Origin of the sequence: Celeribacter marinus (assembly GCF_001308265.1) — a bacterium.
In the GTDB taxonomy this organism is placed as follows: Bacteria; Pseudomonadota; Alphaproteobacteria; order Rhodobacterales; family Rhodobacteraceae; genus Celeribacter; species Celeribacter marinus.
Window position 1 is genome coordinate 2,468,642 of the sequence record NZ_CP012023.1, and the last position, 16,444, is coordinate 2,485,085.

22 protein-coding genes are annotated in these 16,444 nt (G+C 56.3%); 10 read left to right on the top strand and 12 right to left on the bottom strand.

Annotated features, from left to right (window positions below; all coding sequences use genetic code 11):
- Positions 1–83 precede the first annotated feature (83 nt).
- The 4 genes from IMCC12053_RS12320 to IMCC12053_RS12335 are packed head-to-tail and all read left to right on the top strand — an operon-like array spanning position 84 to position 2,578.
- Positions 84–383 (top strand): BufA1 family periplasmic bufferin-type metallophore, encoded by a 300-nt coding sequence (locus tag IMCC12053_RS12320; RefSeq protein ID WP_062219478.1) that lies wholly within the window; start codon positions 84–86, stop codon positions 381–383.
- 58 nt (positions 384–441) lie between these two features.
- The gene (gene bufB / locus IMCC12053_RS12325) at positions 442–1,314 is read left to right on the top strand and encodes an MNIO family bufferin maturase (protein ID WP_062219480.1); all 873 of its coding nucleotides are present in this window, start codon (positions 442–444) and stop codon (positions 1,312–1,314) included.
- Positions 1,311–2,036, top strand: coding sequence for an HvfC/BufC N-terminal domain-containing protein (locus tag IMCC12053_RS12330; RefSeq protein ID WP_062219482.1), 726 nt, complete (start codon positions 1,311–1,313; stop codon positions 2,034–2,036). Before bufB ends, IMCC12053_RS12330 begins: the two co-directional genes overlap by 4 nt.
- Entirely contained in the window at positions 2,033–2,578 is a 546-nt protein-coding gene (locus IMCC12053_RS12335; protein ID WP_062219483.1) for a DoxX family protein, read from the top strand. Before IMCC12053_RS12330 ends, IMCC12053_RS12335 begins: the two co-directional genes overlap by 4 nt.
- Here IMCC12053_RS12335 and IMCC12053_RS12340 read toward each other — a convergent pair.
- Complete coding sequence (locus IMCC12053_RS12340; protein ID WP_417903491.1) at positions 2,554–2,871, bottom strand: arsenate reductase family protein; 318 nt, start codon at positions 2,869–2,871, stop codon at positions 2,554–2,556. The genes IMCC12053_RS12335 and IMCC12053_RS12340 overlap by 25 nt on opposite strands.
- A gap of 153 nt (positions 2,872–3,024) precedes the next feature.
- On the opposite strand from IMCC12053_RS12340, the gene IMCC12053_RS12345 reads away from it, so the two are divergent.
- A complete protein-coding gene (locus tag IMCC12053_RS12345) occupies positions 3,025–3,669 on the top strand; it encodes a GDSL-type esterase/lipase family protein (protein ID WP_062219485.1) in 645 nt (214 codons plus the stop codon).
- Here the strand turns inward: IMCC12053_RS12345 and IMCC12053_RS12350 are convergent.
- The 4 genes from IMCC12053_RS12350 to IMCC12053_RS12365 all read right to left on the bottom strand — a co-directional run bounded on the left by IMCC12053_RS12350 (position 3,666) and on the right by IMCC12053_RS12365 (position 5,931).
- Entirely contained in the window at positions 3,666–4,070 is a 405-nt protein-coding gene (locus IMCC12053_RS12350) for a DUF2177 family protein (protein WP_062219487.1), read from the bottom strand. The genes IMCC12053_RS12345 and IMCC12053_RS12350 overlap by 4 nt on opposite strands.
- A gap of 83 nt (positions 4,071–4,153) precedes the next feature.
- Entirely contained in the window at positions 4,154–4,483 is a 330-nt protein-coding gene (locus IMCC12053_RS12355) for a hypothetical protein (RefSeq protein ID WP_143089993.1), read from the bottom strand.
- Between the two features lie 157 nt (positions 4,484–4,640).
- The gene (locus IMCC12053_RS12360; RefSeq protein ID WP_062219490.1) at positions 4,641–5,126 is read right to left on the bottom strand and encodes a dihydrofolate reductase; all 486 of its coding nucleotides are present in this window, start codon (positions 5,124–5,126) and stop codon (positions 4,641–4,643) included.
- A gap of 10 nt (positions 5,127–5,136) precedes the next feature.
- The gene (locus IMCC12053_RS12365; RefSeq protein ID WP_062219491.1) at positions 5,137–5,931 is read right to left on the bottom strand and encodes a thymidylate synthase; all 795 of its coding nucleotides are present in this window, start codon (positions 5,929–5,931) and stop codon (positions 5,137–5,139) included.
- Positions 5,932–6,170: 239 nt separating this feature from the next.
- Here IMCC12053_RS12365 and IMCC12053_RS12370 point away from each other — a divergent pair, with 239 nt between their 5' ends.
- From IMCC12053_RS12370 to IMCC12053_RS12380, 3 genes are all read left to right on the top strand, one after another.
- Complete coding sequence (locus IMCC12053_RS12370) at positions 6,171–7,436, top strand: hypothetical protein (protein ID WP_062219493.1); 1,266 nt, start codon at positions 6,171–6,173, stop codon at positions 7,434–7,436.
- 47 nt (positions 7,437–7,483) lie between these two features.
- Positions 7,484–8,824 (top strand): hypothetical protein, encoded by a 1,341-nt coding sequence (locus IMCC12053_RS12375; RefSeq protein WP_143089992.1) that lies wholly within the window; start codon positions 7,484–7,486, stop codon positions 8,822–8,824.
- 102 nt (positions 8,825–8,926) lie between these two features.
- Positions 8,927–9,355 carry a VOC family protein gene (locus tag IMCC12053_RS12380; protein ID WP_062221310.1) on the top strand — a complete coding sequence of 143 codons (429 nt, stop codon included), beginning with the start codon at positions 8,927–8,929 and terminating at the stop codon, positions 9,353–9,355.
- A gap of 117 nt (positions 9,356–9,472) precedes the next feature.
- Here IMCC12053_RS12380 and IMCC12053_RS12385 read toward each other — a convergent pair whose 3' ends face one another.
- Together IMCC12053_RS12385 and IMCC12053_RS12390 are read right to left on the bottom strand one after the other, a co-directional pair.
- The gene (locus tag IMCC12053_RS12385) at positions 9,473–9,970 is read right to left on the bottom strand and encodes a MarR family winged helix-turn-helix transcriptional regulator (protein WP_062219497.1); all 498 of its coding nucleotides are present in this window, start codon (positions 9,968–9,970) and stop codon (positions 9,473–9,475) included.
- Positions 9,971–10,069: 99 nt separating this feature from the next.
- Positions 10,070–10,342 carry a succinate dehydrogenase assembly factor 2 gene (locus tag IMCC12053_RS12390; RefSeq protein WP_062221313.1) on the bottom strand — a complete coding sequence of 91 codons (273 nt, stop codon included), beginning with the start codon at positions 10,340–10,342 and terminating at the stop codon, positions 10,070–10,072.
- Between the two features lie 120 nt (positions 10,343–10,462).
- On the opposite strand from IMCC12053_RS12390, the gene IMCC12053_RS12395 reads away from it, so the two are divergent.
- The gene (locus IMCC12053_RS12395) at positions 10,463–11,665 is read left to right on the top strand and encodes a pyridoxal phosphate-dependent aminotransferase (RefSeq protein WP_062219499.1); all 1,203 of its coding nucleotides are present in this window, start codon (positions 10,463–10,465) and stop codon (positions 11,663–11,665) included.
- Positions 11,666–11,743: 78 nt separating this feature from the next.
- Positions 11,744–12,148 carry a hypothetical protein gene (locus IMCC12053_RS12400; protein ID WP_062219501.1) on the top strand — a complete coding sequence of 135 codons (405 nt, stop codon included), beginning with the start codon at positions 11,744–11,746 and terminating at the stop codon, positions 12,146–12,148.
- Between the two features lie 7 nt (positions 12,149–12,155).
- On the opposite strand, the gene IMCC12053_RS12405 is transcribed toward IMCC12053_RS12400, so the two are convergent.
- The 5 genes from IMCC12053_RS12405 to IMCC12053_RS12425 all read right to left on the bottom strand — a co-directional run bounded on the left by IMCC12053_RS12405 (position 12,156) and on the right by IMCC12053_RS12425 (position 16,430).
- Positions 12,156–13,517, bottom strand: a complete 1,362-nt coding sequence (locus tag IMCC12053_RS12405) for an MATE family efflux transporter (protein ID WP_062219503.1) — start codon at positions 13,515–13,517, stop codon at positions 12,156–12,158.
- 88 nt (positions 13,518–13,605) lie between these two features.
- Entirely contained in the window at positions 13,606–14,496 is an 891-nt protein-coding gene (locus IMCC12053_RS12410) for an NAD-dependent epimerase/dehydratase family protein (RefSeq protein ID WP_062219505.1), read from the bottom strand.
- A 34-nt stretch (positions 14,497–14,530) separates the two neighbouring features.
- A complete protein-coding gene (locus IMCC12053_RS12415) occupies positions 14,531–15,037 on the bottom strand; it encodes a lipocalin family protein (protein ID WP_062219507.1) in 507 nt (168 codons plus the stop codon).
- The gene (locus IMCC12053_RS12420; protein ID WP_062219509.1) at positions 15,025–15,387 is read right to left on the bottom strand and encodes a hypothetical protein; all 363 of its coding nucleotides are present in this window, start codon (positions 15,385–15,387) and stop codon (positions 15,025–15,027) included. The genes IMCC12053_RS12415 and IMCC12053_RS12420 overlap by 13 nt, the downstream gene beginning before the upstream one ends.
- Positions 15,387–16,430, bottom strand: coding sequence for an aldo/keto reductase (locus tag IMCC12053_RS12425; RefSeq protein WP_062219511.1), 1,044 nt, complete (start codon positions 16,428–16,430; stop codon positions 15,387–15,389). Before IMCC12053_RS12425 ends, IMCC12053_RS12420 begins: the two co-directional genes overlap by 1 nt.
- Between the last annotated feature and the right edge of the window lie 14 nt (positions 16,431–16,444).

A 16,444-nucleotide genomic window follows, 5' to 3' on the forward strand; every position in this document is an offset into this window, starting at 1 on the left:
TGGTCTGTTATCGCTCTCATCTGACACGTTTGGGATACCGCCACGATGGCGCTAACAAACGTATGAGTTTTGGGAGACACACAATGAAACACACAAAAACACTCGCTCTGGCCGTTGCCGCAGCTGCCGCATTGTCCGCACACGCCACCACCGCATCCGCTCAAGCACAAGAAAAATGCTTTGGTGTCGCGATGGCCGGTCAGAATGGCTGTGCGGCGGGTCCGGGCACAACCTGCGCCGGAACATCCAAAGTAGACTACCAAGGCAACGCATGGTCACTCGTCCCCGAAGGCACCTGTGAGAGCATTACAATTGCGGCGATGGGCGATCAGCCAGAGCGCATGGGCTCCCTCGAAGCCCTTGAGCGCGACTTGCCAATGTAATCGCACATCGGGGCGGCGCGCACATCGGGCCGCCCCATCCACAACATAGGAGAACCCCATGTTGGACGCCGCACAAACCACCACAACATCTCTGCCCGCAGCAACCGGTGTTGGCTACAAACCCCAGCATTTTTCAAATATTTTGGCGGGGGCAGATCCTGTCAAATGGCTCGAAATTCACGCCGAAAACTACATGGGCGCAGGTGGGCGACCCATTGCGCAACTGCGCGCGTTATCCGAACGATTTCCCCTGTCCGTCCACGGTGTTGGCCTGTCGATTGGCGGCGAAGGCCGCCTTGACCCCGATCACCTCGCCCGCCTCAAACACCTCATCGACTGGTTGAACCCCGCGTCCTTTTCCGAACATCTGGCGTGGTCGACGCATGATATCGACGGTGCGGGCGGATATTTCAACGACCTACTGCCACTGCCCTACACCGATGCCACGTTGACGCGCATTTGCGCGCATGTCAGCGAAGTCCAAGAGACACTCGGACGCACGATGTTGCTCGAAAACCCGTCCTCCTATCTGGTCTTTAACGAAAGCACATGGGACGAAGTGGCGTTTTTGCGCGAAGTGTCACGGCGCACGGGATGCGGGCTTTTGCTCGATGTGAACAACGTCTTTGTATCTGCGACCAACCTAAATCTCGACCCCCGCGCCTATATCGATGCGTTCGATCACGCAGCCGTGGGAGAAATCCATCTGGGCGGGTATGACGAGGATGAGGACGACCACGGTGCGCCGCTGTTGATTGACAGTCACGGCCGTGAGATCGCCGATCCGGTTTGGGCGCTTTACGCGCACACCATCGCGGTGGGCGGGCCGAAACCAACTTTGATCGAATGGGACAACGATGTGCCCGCGTGGGACGTCCTTACAAGTGAGGCCGTGCGCGCCGCTACGCTACTCGAAGGGGTACACGCATGAGCCAAGCCGCCTTTATCACCGCAACACTCGACCCTGCGGCCCCCGTGCCCCGAGGCATCTCGGACGGGCAAGGGCGCGCGACCACAAAGCGGTTCAACGTCTATCGCAACAACGTTGTGGTTGGCTTGAAAGACGCACTCGGCGCCGGATTTCCGGCCGTCAAATCACTGGTTGGTAACGCGTTTTTTGACGCAATGGCGGGCGCATTTGTGCGCGCTCACCCGCCAAAATCACCCGTCATGCCGCTCTACGGCGCTGGATTTTCGGCGTTTATCGCGGCCTTCCCCCCCGCCGCGTCCCTCCCCTATCTGGCGGATGTTGCCCGCCTTGAATGGGCGATGCGGTGCGCGTACCACGCGGCCGATGCCCCCGCGATTGCCCCAAATCGCCTCACCGATCCTGCGGCCTTTGCCGCGCGCATCACCCTCGCGCCCGCGGTCCACATCGTGTGTTCGCCCTACCCTATTTTGGAGATCCATAGCGCCGCGTTTGGTGGGACAAGCCCCACAGGAGCGGCCCAAGACGTCATGATCACACGGCCACAGTTCGACCCTGTGCTACAGGCATTTCCAAAAGGCACATCTGCAATCCTAACCGCATTAAACACGGGGACGCCCCTTGGCGAAGCCTTGGAGCGTGCGCCACACACTCTCGATCTTACTGCCTTTATCGGCGCGCTCATGTCGGGCGGGGCCATTACTCATTTGGAGGACATCGCGTGACTGATTTTTTTGACCGCATAACTCGGACCTCAACCTACGCGTTGCCCGTTTTCGCCCGCATCATATTTGCCGCCGTTCTCCTGCGCTATTTTTGGGGCTCAGCCCTCACCAAACTCGACGGTATATTTACACCATCTCTTGGGGCCTACGCGCAGATTTTTCCACGCCAGATGGAAGCGGCGGGATATGATGCCAGCCAACTGGGTGCATTCCATTGGCTCGTTGTTATGGGCGGCACCTACGCCGAGTTTATTCTGCCGGCTTTGATCGTCGTCGGCCTGTTCACACGGATCGCCGCCCTCGGCATGATCGGCTTTACCGTTGTTCAATCGCTGACCGACATCATTGGTCACAAGGCGGACCCCACAACTATCGGCGCATGGTTCGACCGCGCCTCGGATGCACTCATCCTTGATCAGCGCGCTTTCTGGGTCTTTTTGTTCGCAACATTGGTCGGCATGGGCGCGGGATCGCTCTCCCTCGACGCCCTCCTAAACTCACGCCTCAAACAGTCGGACTACACATCCGACAAAGCCGCCTGAACATCCTTACCCCACCCCAGATAAAGCGTGCCATTACGATCAATCACGGGTCGTTTCATCACGGTTGGATGGGCTGCCAACAGGTCAAGCGGTGCCAGCGCGCGCTCGTCGTCGGACAACCCGCGCCATGTCGTCGAGCGCGTATTTAGCAACGCATCTCCAAACGCCTCATGAAACTGTGCCAGCTGCGCCATCGACAACGGCGCGGTGCGAATATCATGCAGCTCAACATCGAGCGCCTTTACCGCTTTGCGGCAGGTGTCACAGGTCTTAATTCCGTAAACGGTTGTCATATTCATGTCGCCTTTCGTCGTAAGTTCATTCATTTTGCTCATTTTTCGGGTAAATTACACCCTGAAAACACCGCCAAATACAGTTGTAATCAGGGGCCACTCGGCCCAAGTTGCACCCTGATTGATTTACCAACACGCCCAAAAGGACATCCCATGCCCCGACTCCTATGCTTTGGCGATAGCAACACCTATGGGACGCAACCTATGCCCGCGTTTGACGCCAATTTACCGCGTATCGAACGCCGGTGGCCTGTTGTGTGCGCCCAAACGTTGGATTGGGATTTGACCGAAGAGGGCTTGCCGGGGCGGACCACCGCGCGGCCTTGTCCCATCATGGGGCCGCATATGGATGGGCGCATCGGCCTGTTCATCGCGCTTGAAAGCCATGGACCGATTGATGCACTTGCAATCATGCTAGGGACCAATGACTTTAAGGCGCACTTCGACGCGAGCGCCGATGACATCGCGTCTGATATCGGCTTTTTACTTGATGTTGCATTGTCGGAAGATGTGCAGGAGCGTCATGGCGGGTTCGAGCCGTTTTTGATTGCCCCCCCTGCGCCGTTCGAGGCAGGGATCATGGCTGATGAGTTTGCCGGGGCGACACAAAAAGCCCGCGATATTGCCGCGCTCTATGCCGCCGAGGCCGAAAAGCGCGATGTGGGTTTTTTCGATGCAGGATCGGTTATTCGCTGTTCTGATGTGGACGGCATCCATTTTGACGCCGCCGCACATGATGTTTTAGGGCGCGCTGTTGCTGACTTCATCCAATCTGAAATGCAGCGTGCAACCCCCTAGCCGTGCACGGTGCGCGCGATGACAACACCTGCGACAGCCGCCAGACCTGTCAAGAATGCGCCCCAAGCCACGTCCATCACAACCAATTGCGCTGACCACCGCTCCAACACAGCATAAGATGTGAATTCAAATGTCCCGTATGCCAGCGCGCCAAGCAAGGCACCCTTGGCCGCGACTGCAACCAACGATCCCCCTGCCAATGCGGGCAACGAGACGAAAATCAAAACACCTGCAATGTAGAAGAGGTAAAACAGTGCTGCGGGCACAATGCGGAAGTCATCGAGCAACCAATCTCCGATGGTCCGCTCGAACACAGGGCGCATGACATTTTTCAAAAACACGGCATCTACGCCAAGAAAAACCACAGCCGTCGATAGATATAGCGTCAGAATTTGTAACACGCGAATCTCCTTTTATTAGAGTACGCGTGCCAAACCCGTTTGGATCAACGCTGCCGAGAATAAGCGCGTGACGCTAAAATGTATTAGCTGCCATCCATGGAGTTGGGGGATTTTCCCATCGGGATACGTTCGGGCGTGTATGCGGGTGATTTGGGATCTGTGGATTGCGCGTAGGTGCGCACGGGTGCGTGCCGACGGACCACTGGAGCCTCTGAATATCCCGTTGCGTTAGGCTCGCCACAACACACAATCCCGTTGTAACGGATCGGCTGAAGGCCCGCAGGGCAATAGTTCCCTACGTGCTGCTCATACGCGAACTGCGTCACACCATGCTGTGCAGGTTGATAATCAGCGGCGAAAACCGGGGTGGCGATAATCGCCAACGCCGCGAGGGCATATGCAGATTTAACCATGATGAAAAACTCCTGAACAGATCGCAAACTATAGTTGTCCAAACGATAGCCCAATGGTGTGTGCATGGTCAAACCCCATTGCATCGCTGAGCAGGTTGATATCTCGGATTGATGTCAAAATAGAAACAATCGCCCGTGCGGCGCTCATTATATACACTCAAGAAACGCGTAGCCGCTCCACGACCTCACAGCGCGGCCCCGCGCCACCAAGCGTGATCCGTGCGACCTCGCGCCATTCGGCCTCGTCAATCTGCGCAAACCATGTATCGGCGTCGTCGACCTCCAAATCCACCTCTGTGATCAGCAAACGGTCGGCCATCGGCATCATCGCCGCGTAAATACCCGCCCCGCCCATGCCGTAAATGCGTGCCCGGCCTTGGGATTTGGCAAAGGCAATCGCGGCGTCAAGCGTGGCAAAGACATGCTCGTGATCAACACCCTTGGACGACACCACAATATTGAGACGGTTTTTCAATGGCCTGACGGCGGCGGGCAAGCTGTCCCATGTATTGCGCCCCATGATGACGGCCCCGCCCATGGTTTCGCGCATGAAAAACTTGAGATCTTCGGGCGCATGCCACGGGATATCGTTGCCCTTGCCAATAGCGCCGTTGCGGTCGCGCGCGACGATGAGCGAAATCATGACCGCCCCCTCACACAGCGACCGGCGCTTTGATTGCACCGTCAGGGTCGTAATCCAGAATTTCGATATCGTCGAACGTGAAATCGAACAGGCTTTTAACATCTGGGTTCAGACGCACCTGTGGCAGTGCTTTGGGCGTGCGCGACAGTTGCAAATTCACCTGATCAAGATGGTTGGAATAGATATGCGCATCGCCAATCGAATGCACGAAATCACCCGCCTCATAGCCCGTCACCTGTGCGAGCATTTGGAGCAATAGCGCGTAGGACGCGATGTTGAACGGCACGCCCAAAAACATATCTGCCGAGCGTTGATACAGTTGCAAGTGCATCTTATTGCCCAATATTTTGACCTGCCAAAGCGTATGACACGGCGGGAGCGCCATGTGCGGCACATCGGCGGGGTTCCATGCGGAAACGATCAGGCGGCGGCTATCTGGCGTGGCTTTGATCGCCTCAATCAGCCCTTCGATTTGGTCAATAGTGCCGCGCTCGCCGCCCGGCCATTTGCGCCACTGCTGACCATATACGGGGCCAAGATCACCGTTATCGTCGGCCCATTCGTCCCAAATCCGCACCCCGTTTTCCTTGAGGTACGCAATATTTGTATCGCCCGAGATGAACCACAACAGCTCATGAATAATCGAGCGCAGGTGCAGTTTTTTGGTGGTGACAAGCGGGAAACCGTCCGACAGTGGATAGCGCGCCTGCATCCCGAAATGCGAAATCGTCCCCGTTCCCGTGCGGTCCGTGGTTTCGACGCCGTGGTCGAGAATGGTGCGAAGTTGATCGTGATACTGCTTCATGGCGCTGTGGCTTCCCTCATGCTCGGGTCGAATCATGTCCCACTATATCTGGACGCGACTTCGCGAACACCCGCAACATAGGGACGATTGCGTCACATTCCCAAAATGAATCCCCCCAAGCACAGGCATTATCGTCGCGACATCAATGCATGAGTTGACAATAGCGCGACACTTTGGAAGTTCTGACATACTAAAGTGATGAAAGTCGCGCGTTTAGATATCCTTTCGGTGAGGCCAAAATGAGCACGTCAAAAATAGCCCTGATCTCCGTTCTTTTGGCTGGCCTCTCGGCCTGTGGCAGCAACAATAAATCCGTAGGACCGAACGCGGTTCCCGAGACGCCCGAGCCGCCAGAAGTCATCTCCGCAATCTCCGACCTACGCGGAACAGCGGACGAAGATCTAAGCGCAGATAGATCCATCGTGCGATTACATGAGGCGCAAACCGATCCGACAAAAGATGATTTGGATTTTTACCTGAGCGCCAATTCCGTGACCGTCATCGATGATGGTGATGAGTTGATTATCACAGGGATGCCCTTTGATGGCGAAGATGACAGCTACGTACGTTTAGCAACAACGCAAAATCCAACGGGAACCACAGGCCCAACTGGCGATTTTTATGTTTACCGCAACCGCGACAACACCGCACCCGACGAATTTGGCGGCGGACCGATTGTTCAGTTCAAAAATCTCGCGGTTCACCAAACCAGTGCGAACGGCAAGGCATACGTCACTGTTGTTGCGTCCACGGCACACGACGAAGCGAAGTACGATCTGAGTGCGTTCATTTACGGGCGCAATGGCGGCGTCACGATGCCGACAACGAACCAAGCAGATTTCCGCGGCGATTACGCCGCTATTCGCACCTTCGACAATGCTCCAAAGACGGAATATGTTTCTGGCGCCATGCTCCTTGAAATCGACTTTGAAAAACTCAACAGCGCAGGTGCCATTCGTTTCAACATTTCCGAGCGCAAAGCCTACAGTGATCAGGGGGAATTTCTGGGTGACCTATACGACGTTGGCGGCATTGCAGCCAACGGGGTGCTCGACACCCAAGGTGAATTCCAAGCCGAGGGCACGATTGGAGCGCGGCGTGCCGTACAATGGGTCGTTGGCGCAGATGGCAATCCAAGTGAGTTTGTCGACATTGGCAATGGTGATGGCGGCTCTGGCACCATTCAGGGGATGCTGGTCGGCTCGGATGCGGACATGTTAGCTGTTGGCACATTAGAGTTTACCGGCGGCGACGACATTTACATTAAGCCCGTTTGGGTTGACATCAATGAAGACGGAATTATGCAGGTCACCCTACCGGACGAATTAGACAGAACCGTCGTCGTAGACCGCTTCGATTCGCCCGTAGACGCTTCTGTACTCATTGAGAGTGAGAATATCGCTTCAAACCAAAACGAAATCTTTTTTCGAACGGATGAAGGCTACTTTATTTACGAAAACAGCGTGAACGAAACGGGTGCCTTCCTCCTTCATCGAGATCGGTAATGCAATTGCGTATGCCTCTTGCCCTGTCTGCGTGTTTGGCTGGATTCATGATCCTCGCATCTCCCACGTGTGCGCAGACTGTCGCGCCAGTGTTGCAATTGAGTCAAAATGAGGTTCTCGCCCTCGTTGAAACGCAATTGATTTCGGGGCGCGCGGATCTCGCGCTAAAACTCGTCGATGGTCTTTTGGCCACGCGTCCCGATGTTTACCCCGCCCATTTGATCCGTATTGATGCATTGCGCCGACTTGGCCGCACGGACGCTGCATTGAGGGCTGCGCGTGCGGCGTGGCGTGCAGCTCCAAACGCCAGTGAGCGCACCCGCGTGGCCCGCCTCGCCTCGGTCGAGGCCTACAAAGACGGCAAGACATTCCAATCAAAACTGTGGCTGCGCCGCGCCTCAAACACCGCAGACACGCCCGCACAAAAGCGTGGCATCGCTCGTAACTTCAACGAGATACGGCGCTACGACCCGTGGACCACCAATTTCAGTTTCTCCATATCGCCCTCATCGAACGTCAACAATGGGGCGCAGGGGGACGTGTATTCTGTCGATGGTTCACCGTGGATCGGCACCGTCGACGCGCAAAGTCAGGCCCTGTCCGGCTACCGGATCAGCGCCAGTGCAGCGGCGCGACACCGCTGGGAAAAAGCGCGCGGTCTGTCCCTTTATACGGGCGTGAGTATCAGCAACACGCTCGTAAAACTCTCCTCCACGGCCAAAACAGACGCCCCAGACGCGGTGGAGACCGATTATGATTTTGGGCGGATATCACTTGAATTTGGCGGCACCAAAGCGATTGGCAAACGGCACGCGGTCGCATGGGACATCGCGGCGGGGCGCGTCTTTTCCGGTCGCGCCCCCTATAGCGACACCCTATCTGCGACGATCACCGACATCCGTGCGCTCACAAACGGTAGCGTGATCCGCAACAGTCTTGAGGCGCGTGGCACCTTTGCCGTGTCACCGGATCGCGCCGATGCCCATTCTCTTCGCTACAGCGTTGGCCTCACACCCGCAAAAACCGCGCGCGGATCATTCAACCACGCGGCCTATGTTGAGCGCGTGTTTTCAGACGCATCGACACTCGCCCGCGACAGCTACGGCGTGTCCACAAAGTTCACAGCGGCCAATCCGGTCTTTGGCACGCAAGCGTATTTCGCCATCGGTGCAGAGTTCTCGCGCTATGAGACGTATCCGTTCGTGAACACCCCCGTCACACGGAGCGACAAAACCCTATTCGGCGTGGCCAGCTTCACGTTTACCGATCAGGCCATTTACGGCTTTGCACCCGAATTAAAAATCAACTTTGGCCAAACATGGTCCAACATGTCGCGGTTTGACACGCGCACCACGGCCATTGGCCTTGGGATCAAGTCCGCGTTCTAGCACGCTTTGGCGCGCGCATTTACGCAAACGGGCAACGCAAGGACAGGCATGGTCATTGCCGTGATCTCCGCTAAGATCGCATCAACCACATTCAACGGGAGGATGCCCATGCGCTATTTACACACAATGGTTCGCGTCAAGGACTTGGAAAAATCGATGGCTTTCTACGCGCTTTTGGGTCTGAAAGAGACCAAGCGTCATGATAGCGAGCAAGGGCGGTTTTCCCTTATTTTCATGGCCCCAGACGGCCAAGAGGATTGTCCGGTCGAGTTGACATACAATTGGGATGGCGATGACGGATTGCCCTCTGACGGCCGCCACTTTGGTCACCTCGCCTACGAAGTCGATGACATTTACGCGCTGTGTCAAACCCTTATGGACAATGGCGTGACGGTTAATCGCCCGCCACGTTGTGGTCACATGGCCTTTGTGCGCTCACCTGACAATATCTCCATTGAGCTGTTGCAAAAGGGCGAAAACCTCCCCCCACAGGAGCCTTGGTTGTCGATGGAAAACACAGGCCACTGGTAAATGCCCCCACGGCGCGCCACACGACAAAACCGCGTCCACAGTAAACTGAAATGATAAAGGCAGGCGCAACGCCTGCCTTTTATCTAACGGTCTACCCGCATGTAGATAAGATCTTGATCAGTAGATATAGCGGATTTGATCCGTCCAATACCGCTCCATACGGCGTAGCGCGGTGTTGATATCTTCGACCCCCTCAGAGGTGATGACACCGCGCCCCTGAAGTCCCTCAGCATGACGTGCAAACAGTTCGGCCACCGTATTGCGCACGTAACGCCCTTTTTCCGTGAGCTTGACCCGCACGGAGCGGCGATCAATCTCGCAACGCTGATGGTGCATGTATCCCATGTCCACAAGCTTTTTGAGATTATAGGACACGTTAGAGCCCTGATAATAGCCGCGTGATTTCAATTCGCCTGCGGTCACTTCGTTCTCGCCAACGTTGAACAAAAGCAGGGCTTGCACCGCATTTATTTCCAACACCCCAACACGTTCAAACTCGTCTTTGATCACATCAAGAAGCAGTCGATGCAATCGTTCAACAAGAGACAGCGCCTCAAGGTATTGGGACATAAATGTCGTATTCGTAGGATTTTCTATCATAGGATGGACGCTCATTTAGCACTCCGACAAAGCAGTTCGGGACTCAATGTGCGTCCAATTCCCCAAGATAAGGTTAAACGGTGAAAAGTTTTTTATATCTGGCCGTTACAGGCCTTACTTTAACCACAATTTAGGGTCTGCAAACGCTACCACTTTATCCAACATTACCTTAAAATGGGCCGGCGTTGGTTCCTGATGCGTCACCCACGACAGTAAATCTTGGTCGTTCTCATCCATCATGTGCTCGAATGCGTCCAACTCTTCGACGGTCATTGCGGCCAAATGCGCATCGGCATAGCCGCCAATCAACAAATCCATCTCTTTGATGCCACGGCGCCATGCGCGGATTTTGATCCGTTTGAGGCGGTGCTCGTGTGTTTCGGTCATGATGGTCTCCTTGTTGATACCCACTTTTTGCACCCCTGCCCGCGTGATCGCAAGCGGCGTCTTGGCGTTCGCGTCACATTGTGTCACTGAAAGCGTAAGATTTTTCCACGGAGATGCCTCATGCCCTTTCTGTCTGATACCCTTGCCCGCGTAAAGCCCTCGCCCACCATTGCTGTGACGACAAAGGCCCAAGAGCTAAAAGCCGCAGGGCGTGACATCATTGCGCTCGGCGCAGGAGAGCCAGACTTCGACACGCCCGACCACATCAAAGCGGCGGGTATTCGCGCCATTGAAGAGGGCAAAACCCGATACACCGCCGTGGATGGTATTCCCGAGTTGAAACAAGCCATCTGTGCCAAGTTCAAACGCGACAACGGGTTAGACTATGCACCTGATCAGGTCAGCGTCTCGTCGGGTGGCAAACAAGTGCTGTTCAACGCCTTGATGGCCACTCTCAACGAGGGCGACGAGGTGGTGATCCCTGCGCCATATTGGGTGTCCTATCCCGATATGGTGTTGCTGGCGGGGGGCGTCCCTGTCTGTGTCGAGGCCAAGTTGGACACCAATTTCAAACTAACGCCGGCGCAATTGGAGGCGGCCATTACGCCCAAAACCAAATGGCTGATCTTTAACTCACCGTCCAACCCCACGGGGGCCGGCTATTCGCGCGCCGAACTCACGGCACTCACCGACGTCTTGATGCGTCACCCCCATGTCTGGGTGATGACCGATGATATGTATGAACACCTCGCCTTTGACGGGTTTGAGTTTTGCACCCCTGCCGAGGTTGAGCCACGCCTGTATGCGCGCACTCTGACGGTAAACGGCGTCTCAAAGGCCTACGCCATGACCGGATGGCGGATCGGCTATGCCGCAGGGCCAAAAGAGTTGATTACGGCGATGCGCAAAATTCAATCGCAATCCACCTCGAACCCCTGTTCGATTTCACAATACGCCGCGGTTGAGGCGCTCAACGGGTCACATGACTTCATCGCGCGCAACAATGAGGTGTTCGTGCGGCGGCGCAATTTGGTGGTGGAGATGCTCAACGCAATCGACGGGGTCACCTGTCCCGTGCCCGAGGGCGCATTCTATGTCTATCCCGATATCTCGGGGTGCATCGGCAAGACCGCCAAGGGCGGGACAAAAATCGAAACGGACGAGGACTTTTGCACTGCGCTGCTCGAAGAGCACGGCGTGGCAGTTGTCTTTGGCGCGGCCTTTGGCCTATCGCCCAACTTTCGCATTTCCTATGCCACCTCGGATGCGGCCCTCAAAGAGGCCTGTACCCGCATTCAGGCGTTCTGCGCCGCACTGACTTAAACATGGCGGCGGGCGCTTGCATTGCCGCCCCCGCTCTCTATTCTGCGCTGTATTAATCATCTGAAAGCCATTTTTGCTATGAGCGCTGATCTTCCTGACTATTACTTTCGCGTGCGTGAAAACGGTGCCTTTGTGTTCCGTGTGGACACCGAGAACCGCCAACGGCGCATCGAGATGGATCAAATCGCGGTCATCAACATGAAAAACGGCGAGATCAAACCGCATGGCCAGCGCGTATTGTCGGACGCGGATCTCGTCGCGATCCAAAACTGGATGGCAGAGCGGGCCGTGGTTCTGGCGGAACGCGACATTGACGACATTCACCGCGCGGTGGATCACCTCAATCACACGGCCCATTGGGCACAAACACGCGCAACCGATGAACAGTTAGAACTGGTCACGGATGACTTGTTGTTGACCATGCATGATTTGCGGACAGTTCTCGTGCGCAAAAAGGCCGACCGGCTGATGGCGAAAGACTAGGCCGCGCTTAGGCAGATACCCCACCAATGCGCGACTTGTTCATCCAAAAGCGCCACGCCATTAGCACCCATGCACAGCTCAATCCGGTGAGTAGGCCAACCCAAATGCCGTTGCCGCCCATATCAAGCACAAAGCCGCAGACATAGGCCACGGGCAACCCCACCCCCCAATACGAGAAGGACGCAAGCCACATGGGCACGGTCGTGTCCTGCACACCGCGCAAAAGCGACAGGGCCGTAACCTGCCCGCCATCCGAAAACTGGAACAGCGCCGCAAACACCATAAAGCCCGCACCAGCCGCCAAGACCAGATCACGCTGAGGCTCGGTCGGTGCAATGAACAGGCCGATCAGGATGTGCGAGGCCGAGAGGAACACCGTGAGCGTCAACGCAGCTGTGACGAGCGAGAGCACCGTGACGACAAGCGCGCCGCGCCGCAATCCCGCCTCATCACGCCGCCCGTAGGCATTGCCCGCACGGATCGTTCCAGCCTGAGACAGACCGATTTGGATCATAAAGGCGAGAGCCGAGAGTTGCAGCGCCACACCGTGCGCCGCAAGGGCCACCGTACTAATCCAACCCATCATGAGGGCGGCCGCGTTAAACAATCCCACCTCGGCCAATGACGTCAGGCCAATCGGTACACCCATCTTGGCCACAGTGCGAAACATGTCCCAATCGGGTTTGGTCAGGTTGCGAAACAACTCGTTCTCGGGGGTCGCTTTGATCGCGTAGATCACAAGCGCCACAACCGTCAGGGTGGACAAAATAAGCGAAGCTACGGCAGAGCCGATCACGCCCATGGCCGGAAATCCGAGATTGCCAAAGATCAACACCCAGTTGAGGCCCGCGTTTGCCACCACCGCGATGACCGTGAACAGCAACACAACACGCGTGCGCTCAAGCGCCGAGAAATAGGACCGCAACACCATCGCAATGAGCGCAGGAAGCATCTCGATGCCCGCAACAATCAAATAGGGTTGCGCGAGGGCTGCAATTTCAGGTTCTTGTCCCAGCGCGATCAAAACCCGCTCAGAAAACCCGAACAAAGGATAGATCGCCACGGCTGCCAAAACAGAGAGCCACATCGCCATGCGTGTCGAGCGGCGCACAACCGTGGTGTCCCCTGCCCCCGCCGCGTTTGCTACAAGCGGCATGACGGCAAAGGCAAAGCCCGCAAGCAAAATAAAGGTGATGAACCAGTAGCCTGACGCGAGGACCAATGCGGCCAATTCATTGAGGCCAAACCACCCCATCATGATGACATCTGTCATATGAAGGGCGAATTGCGCCAACTGACTACCCGCCAAGGGCAATGCCAGCGCAATCACCGCACGGGCGTGGGTGGAATATGTTTTTTGATCTTGCATACGGGCGCTATACGCCCAAACGCCCTTGACCGACTAGTCAAAAAGTTTGGCGACCCCGATCACCAAACGTGATCGGGGTCTCTTGCGCCTATCCCTCAAGCACATCGCGCCAGTTGTGTACCGGCGCAAAGCCCAACAATTTCTTAGCTTTAGCGTTGGAATAAACCGTTTCCTCGTGCCCCATGTCGCCCTTGACCTCGACGCCCTGATAATATCGCGCGATGATCTCTTTGGTTGATAGATTGACCGAATGATTGTCGTTGGACGCGTTGAAAATCTCGAACCCCAATCCGTCCGTGTGCAACATCAGATCCACCATCTGCCCCAGATCACGCGCATCGATATAAGCAAAGATATTGCGGCGGCGCAGGTCTGGATCGGCAAAATAGCTTGGGAAGTTTTGCGCATACTCATGCGGTTCGATCACGTTGTTGATCCGAATGCCGTAGATGTCGATACCGCTGCGGCGTTGAAAACTGCGCGCTGTGACCTCATTGACGACCTTGGACATGGCGTAGCTGTCTTCGGGGATCACGGGGTGTTCCTCGTCGACGGGGACATACTCGGGCTTGCGTTCGCCGTCTGCAAAACACACGCCATACGTTGTCTCTGACGAGGCAAAAATCACCTTCTTGATCCCAAGCTTCACCGCCGCCTCAAGCACGTTATAGGTGCTCATCGTGTTGACACGGTAGGTCTCGTTATCGGGTTTGAGCAAAATACGTGGCACGGCGGCAAAATGCACCACGGCATCAAATTTTGGCACGCCGGTGCCCGGCTCAAGTTCGTCAAAGTTGGCATAGGATGTGAGCGCGTTGAACATCTGGCCACTGTCCGTGACATCGACCGTCAGATTGTCGACCCCATCATACTCAAGCGGGACAAGATCCGCATTCACAACGCGGTGCCCTTTGCTCAAAAGATACGGCACCACATGACGCCCCGCTTTGCCTGATCCGCCCGTAAACAAAATCCGCATGATCTCTCCTCCCGTATTGTATGTCGTTGTCTGGTTAGTTGCGCCGTGCCGGCGCCAAGGTTGACACGTCAAACCCGTTCCACGTTAAAATCTCTTTGGCCGCCTGACGTTTGTCGGCGGGAATACTCAATGACCGCGAGAGGATATGTGCGCGCCCTGTCGGCGTAGCGATCACCGCCGTTTGCACCTCTTGGTCGATCCAAAGCACCCAAAGCGTCTCACCCATAAATTCAAACCGTCCCGGCCCTACGCGTTTGGCCAAACCCCGCCGTGGGGTTCCGTCCGCACATGGCCCCTCGGTCAAGGTCATGTCGCCCCCGCGTTGCGGCGTAAAGGTCATCCCTCCGACGACACAAGACGCCCCTGCGGGCAAATAGGTCATCACTTCGTTCCAGCGTCCCGCGAACTCAAGCGGATCAAACGCCGCCATAGACGACATCGGCACGTCCGCATCACGCGGCCCCGTGGCGTCTGGCATCTGCGTGCGCCCCAGACATCCGCTCAACACCACAAGGCCAATCACGGCGATCAATCCACGCATTGTGTCACCGTGCGCCCCTGCGCGTCTAAGAGGTCGTTGCAGCCATAGAGGGGCTGTATCGGCGCGCAACTACGCGAGCGTGCCAGACATTCCGTCGAACACTCGGTGGATTTGGTACAGTATTTGCCCGCATCTTTGGGCGTGGTGAAACAGGTCATCAACCCGCCCAACCCGACTGTGCGCCACTCACCACCGCGCCGCTCGCACGCCACTTGTTGCGTGGCCGCATTTGAGGGGTCGGACGCCGCAGCCCCCGGCCCCAAGATCACATCGCTCCCCTCATCACTTGGCGCACATGCCGCAAGACAGACCGCAAAAACAAGGCCCGAGATGAGAGAAGCGAGGCGCATTAGAACGGTTTCCCGTGTGCGCGGTGCGCCGCGTCAATCTCGGCCAAAACCTCTTTGGACAACACCAAAGTTCCGCCATCAATCGAATGCTGCAATTGCTCGACCGAGCGGCCGCCAATAATCGGCATCACATCAAACGGCCGCGTCAGCGACCACGCGATGGACATGGCAACAGGATCAAGTCCGTGATTTTTCGCAATCTCCATGTAGGCCTCAACGGCAGGCCACGCTTGTGGTGTCACGCGACCGCCAAGCCCGCCCCCGACAGCCAAACGCGAGTCAGGATCAATGGTTGTGCCGCCGTGGTATTTGCCCGACAGCATGCCGCAAGCAAGCACAGAATAGGCCAGCAAGGTCACGCCCTCATGCACCGCAAATTCCGCCATATCGGTATCGTAGAGGCGACACATCAACGAGTATTCATTCTGGATCGACTGCATACGCGGCCCACCGGTCTCTTCGGCCACGCGCTGCCACTGGGTCATGCCCCAGACAGATTCATTGGACGTTCCAAATTCGCGCACTTTGCCCGCCTTTTGCAGTTCGGCCATTTTCTCACTCACCGCACGCATGTTGTCGAGGATCTCCTCTTTGGCGGGCTGCGCACTTGGGTCAAATGTCCAATGCTGACGGAAATGATACGAGCCACGGTTGGGCCAGTGGAGTTGATACAGATCGACATACTCGCTCTGCAAACGCTTGAGCGACAGATCGAGCCGCGCCTCAAGCGTTGCAGGCGTGATGCCCTCCTGAGAAATAAACCCCGATGGCCCCGCAATTTTGGTGGCCAGAACCCAATCGGCACGATCGCCGGTGGCCGCGAAATACTTGCCGATAATCTCCTCGGTGTCGCCTACAGTTTCGGCGCGCACAGGGTTCACGGGATACATCTCGGCAGTATCCATGAAATTGATCCCCTGTTCTTTGGCATGGGCGATCTGGGCGTGAGCATTCTCAAGGCTGTCTTGCGACCCCCATGTCATCGTTCCGAGACAAATCTCGGAGACGTTCAAATCACTTTTGCCAATTTTGCGCATTTTCATGGTGGTATGTCCTA

Bases quoted from the DNA above. Each gene is read 5' to 3' on its own strand.
- IMCC12053_RS12320 (WP_062219478.1), top strand. From the start codon at position 84: ATGAAACACACAAAAACACTCGCTCTGGCCGTTGCCGCAGCTGCCGCA.
- bufB (WP_062219480.1), top strand. From the start codon at position 442: ATGTTGGACGCCGCACAAACCACCACAACATCTCTGCCCGCAGCAACC.
- IMCC12053_RS12330 (WP_062219482.1), top strand. From the start codon at position 1,311: ATGAGCCAAGCCGCCTTTATCACCGCAACACTCGACCCTGCGGCCCCC.
- IMCC12053_RS12340 (WP_417903491.1), bottom strand. From the start codon at position 2,871: ATGACAACCGTTTACGGAATTAAGACCTGTGACACCTGCCGCAAAGCG.
- IMCC12053_RS12345 (WP_062219485.1), top strand. From the start codon at position 3,025: ATGCCCCGACTCCTATGCTTTGGCGATAGCAACACCTATGGGACGCAA.
- IMCC12053_RS12355 (WP_143089993.1), bottom strand. From the start codon at position 4,483: ATGGTTAAATCTGCATATGCCCTCGCGGCGTTGGCGATTATCGCCACC.
- IMCC12053_RS12360 (WP_062219490.1), bottom strand. From the start codon at position 5,126: ATGATTTCGCTCATCGTCGCGCGCGACCGCAACGGCGCTATTGGCAAG.
- IMCC12053_RS12365 (WP_062219491.1), bottom strand. From the start codon at position 5,931: ATGAAGCAGTATCACGATCAACTTCGCACCATTCTCGACCACGGCGTC.
- IMCC12053_RS12370 (WP_062219493.1), top strand. From the start codon at position 6,171: ATGAGCACGTCAAAAATAGCCCTGATCTCCGTTCTTTTGGCTGGCCTC.
- IMCC12053_RS12375 (WP_143089992.1), top strand. From the start codon at position 7,484: ATGATCCTCGCATCTCCCACGTGTGCGCAGACTGTCGCGCCAGTGTTG.
- IMCC12053_RS12380 (WP_062221310.1), top strand. From the start codon at position 8,927: ATGCCCATGCGCTATTTACACACAATGGTTCGCGTCAAGGACTTGGAA.
- IMCC12053_RS12385 (WP_062219497.1), bottom strand. From the start codon at position 9,970: ATGAGCGTCCATCCTATGATAGAAAATCCTACGAATACGACATTTATG.
- IMCC12053_RS12390 (WP_062221313.1), bottom strand. From the start codon at position 10,342: ATGACCGAAACACACGAGCACCGCCTCAAACGGATCAAAATCCGCGCA.
- IMCC12053_RS12395 (WP_062219499.1), top strand. From the start codon at position 10,463: ATGCCCTTTCTGTCTGATACCCTTGCCCGCGTAAAGCCCTCGCCCACC.
- IMCC12053_RS12400 (WP_062219501.1), top strand. From the start codon at position 11,744: ATGAGCGCTGATCTTCCTGACTATTACTTTCGCGTGCGTGAAAACGGT.
- IMCC12053_RS12405 (WP_062219503.1), bottom strand. From the start codon at position 13,517: ATGCAAGATCAAAAAACATATTCCACCCACGCCCGTGCGGTGATTGCG.
- IMCC12053_RS12410 (WP_062219505.1), bottom strand. From the start codon at position 14,496: ATGCGGATTTTGTTTACGGGCGGATCAGGCAAAGCGGGGCGTCATGTG.
- IMCC12053_RS12415 (WP_062219507.1), bottom strand. From the start codon at position 15,037: ATGCGTGGATTGATCGCCGTGATTGGCCTTGTGGTGTTGAGCGGATGT.
- IMCC12053_RS12420 (WP_062219509.1), bottom strand. From the start codon at position 15,387: ATGCGCCTCGCTTCTCTCATCTCGGGCCTTGTTTTTGCGGTCTGTCTT.
- IMCC12053_RS12425 (WP_062219511.1), bottom strand. From the start codon at position 16,430: ATGAAAATGCGCAAAATTGGCAAAAGTGATTTGAACGTCTCCGAGATT.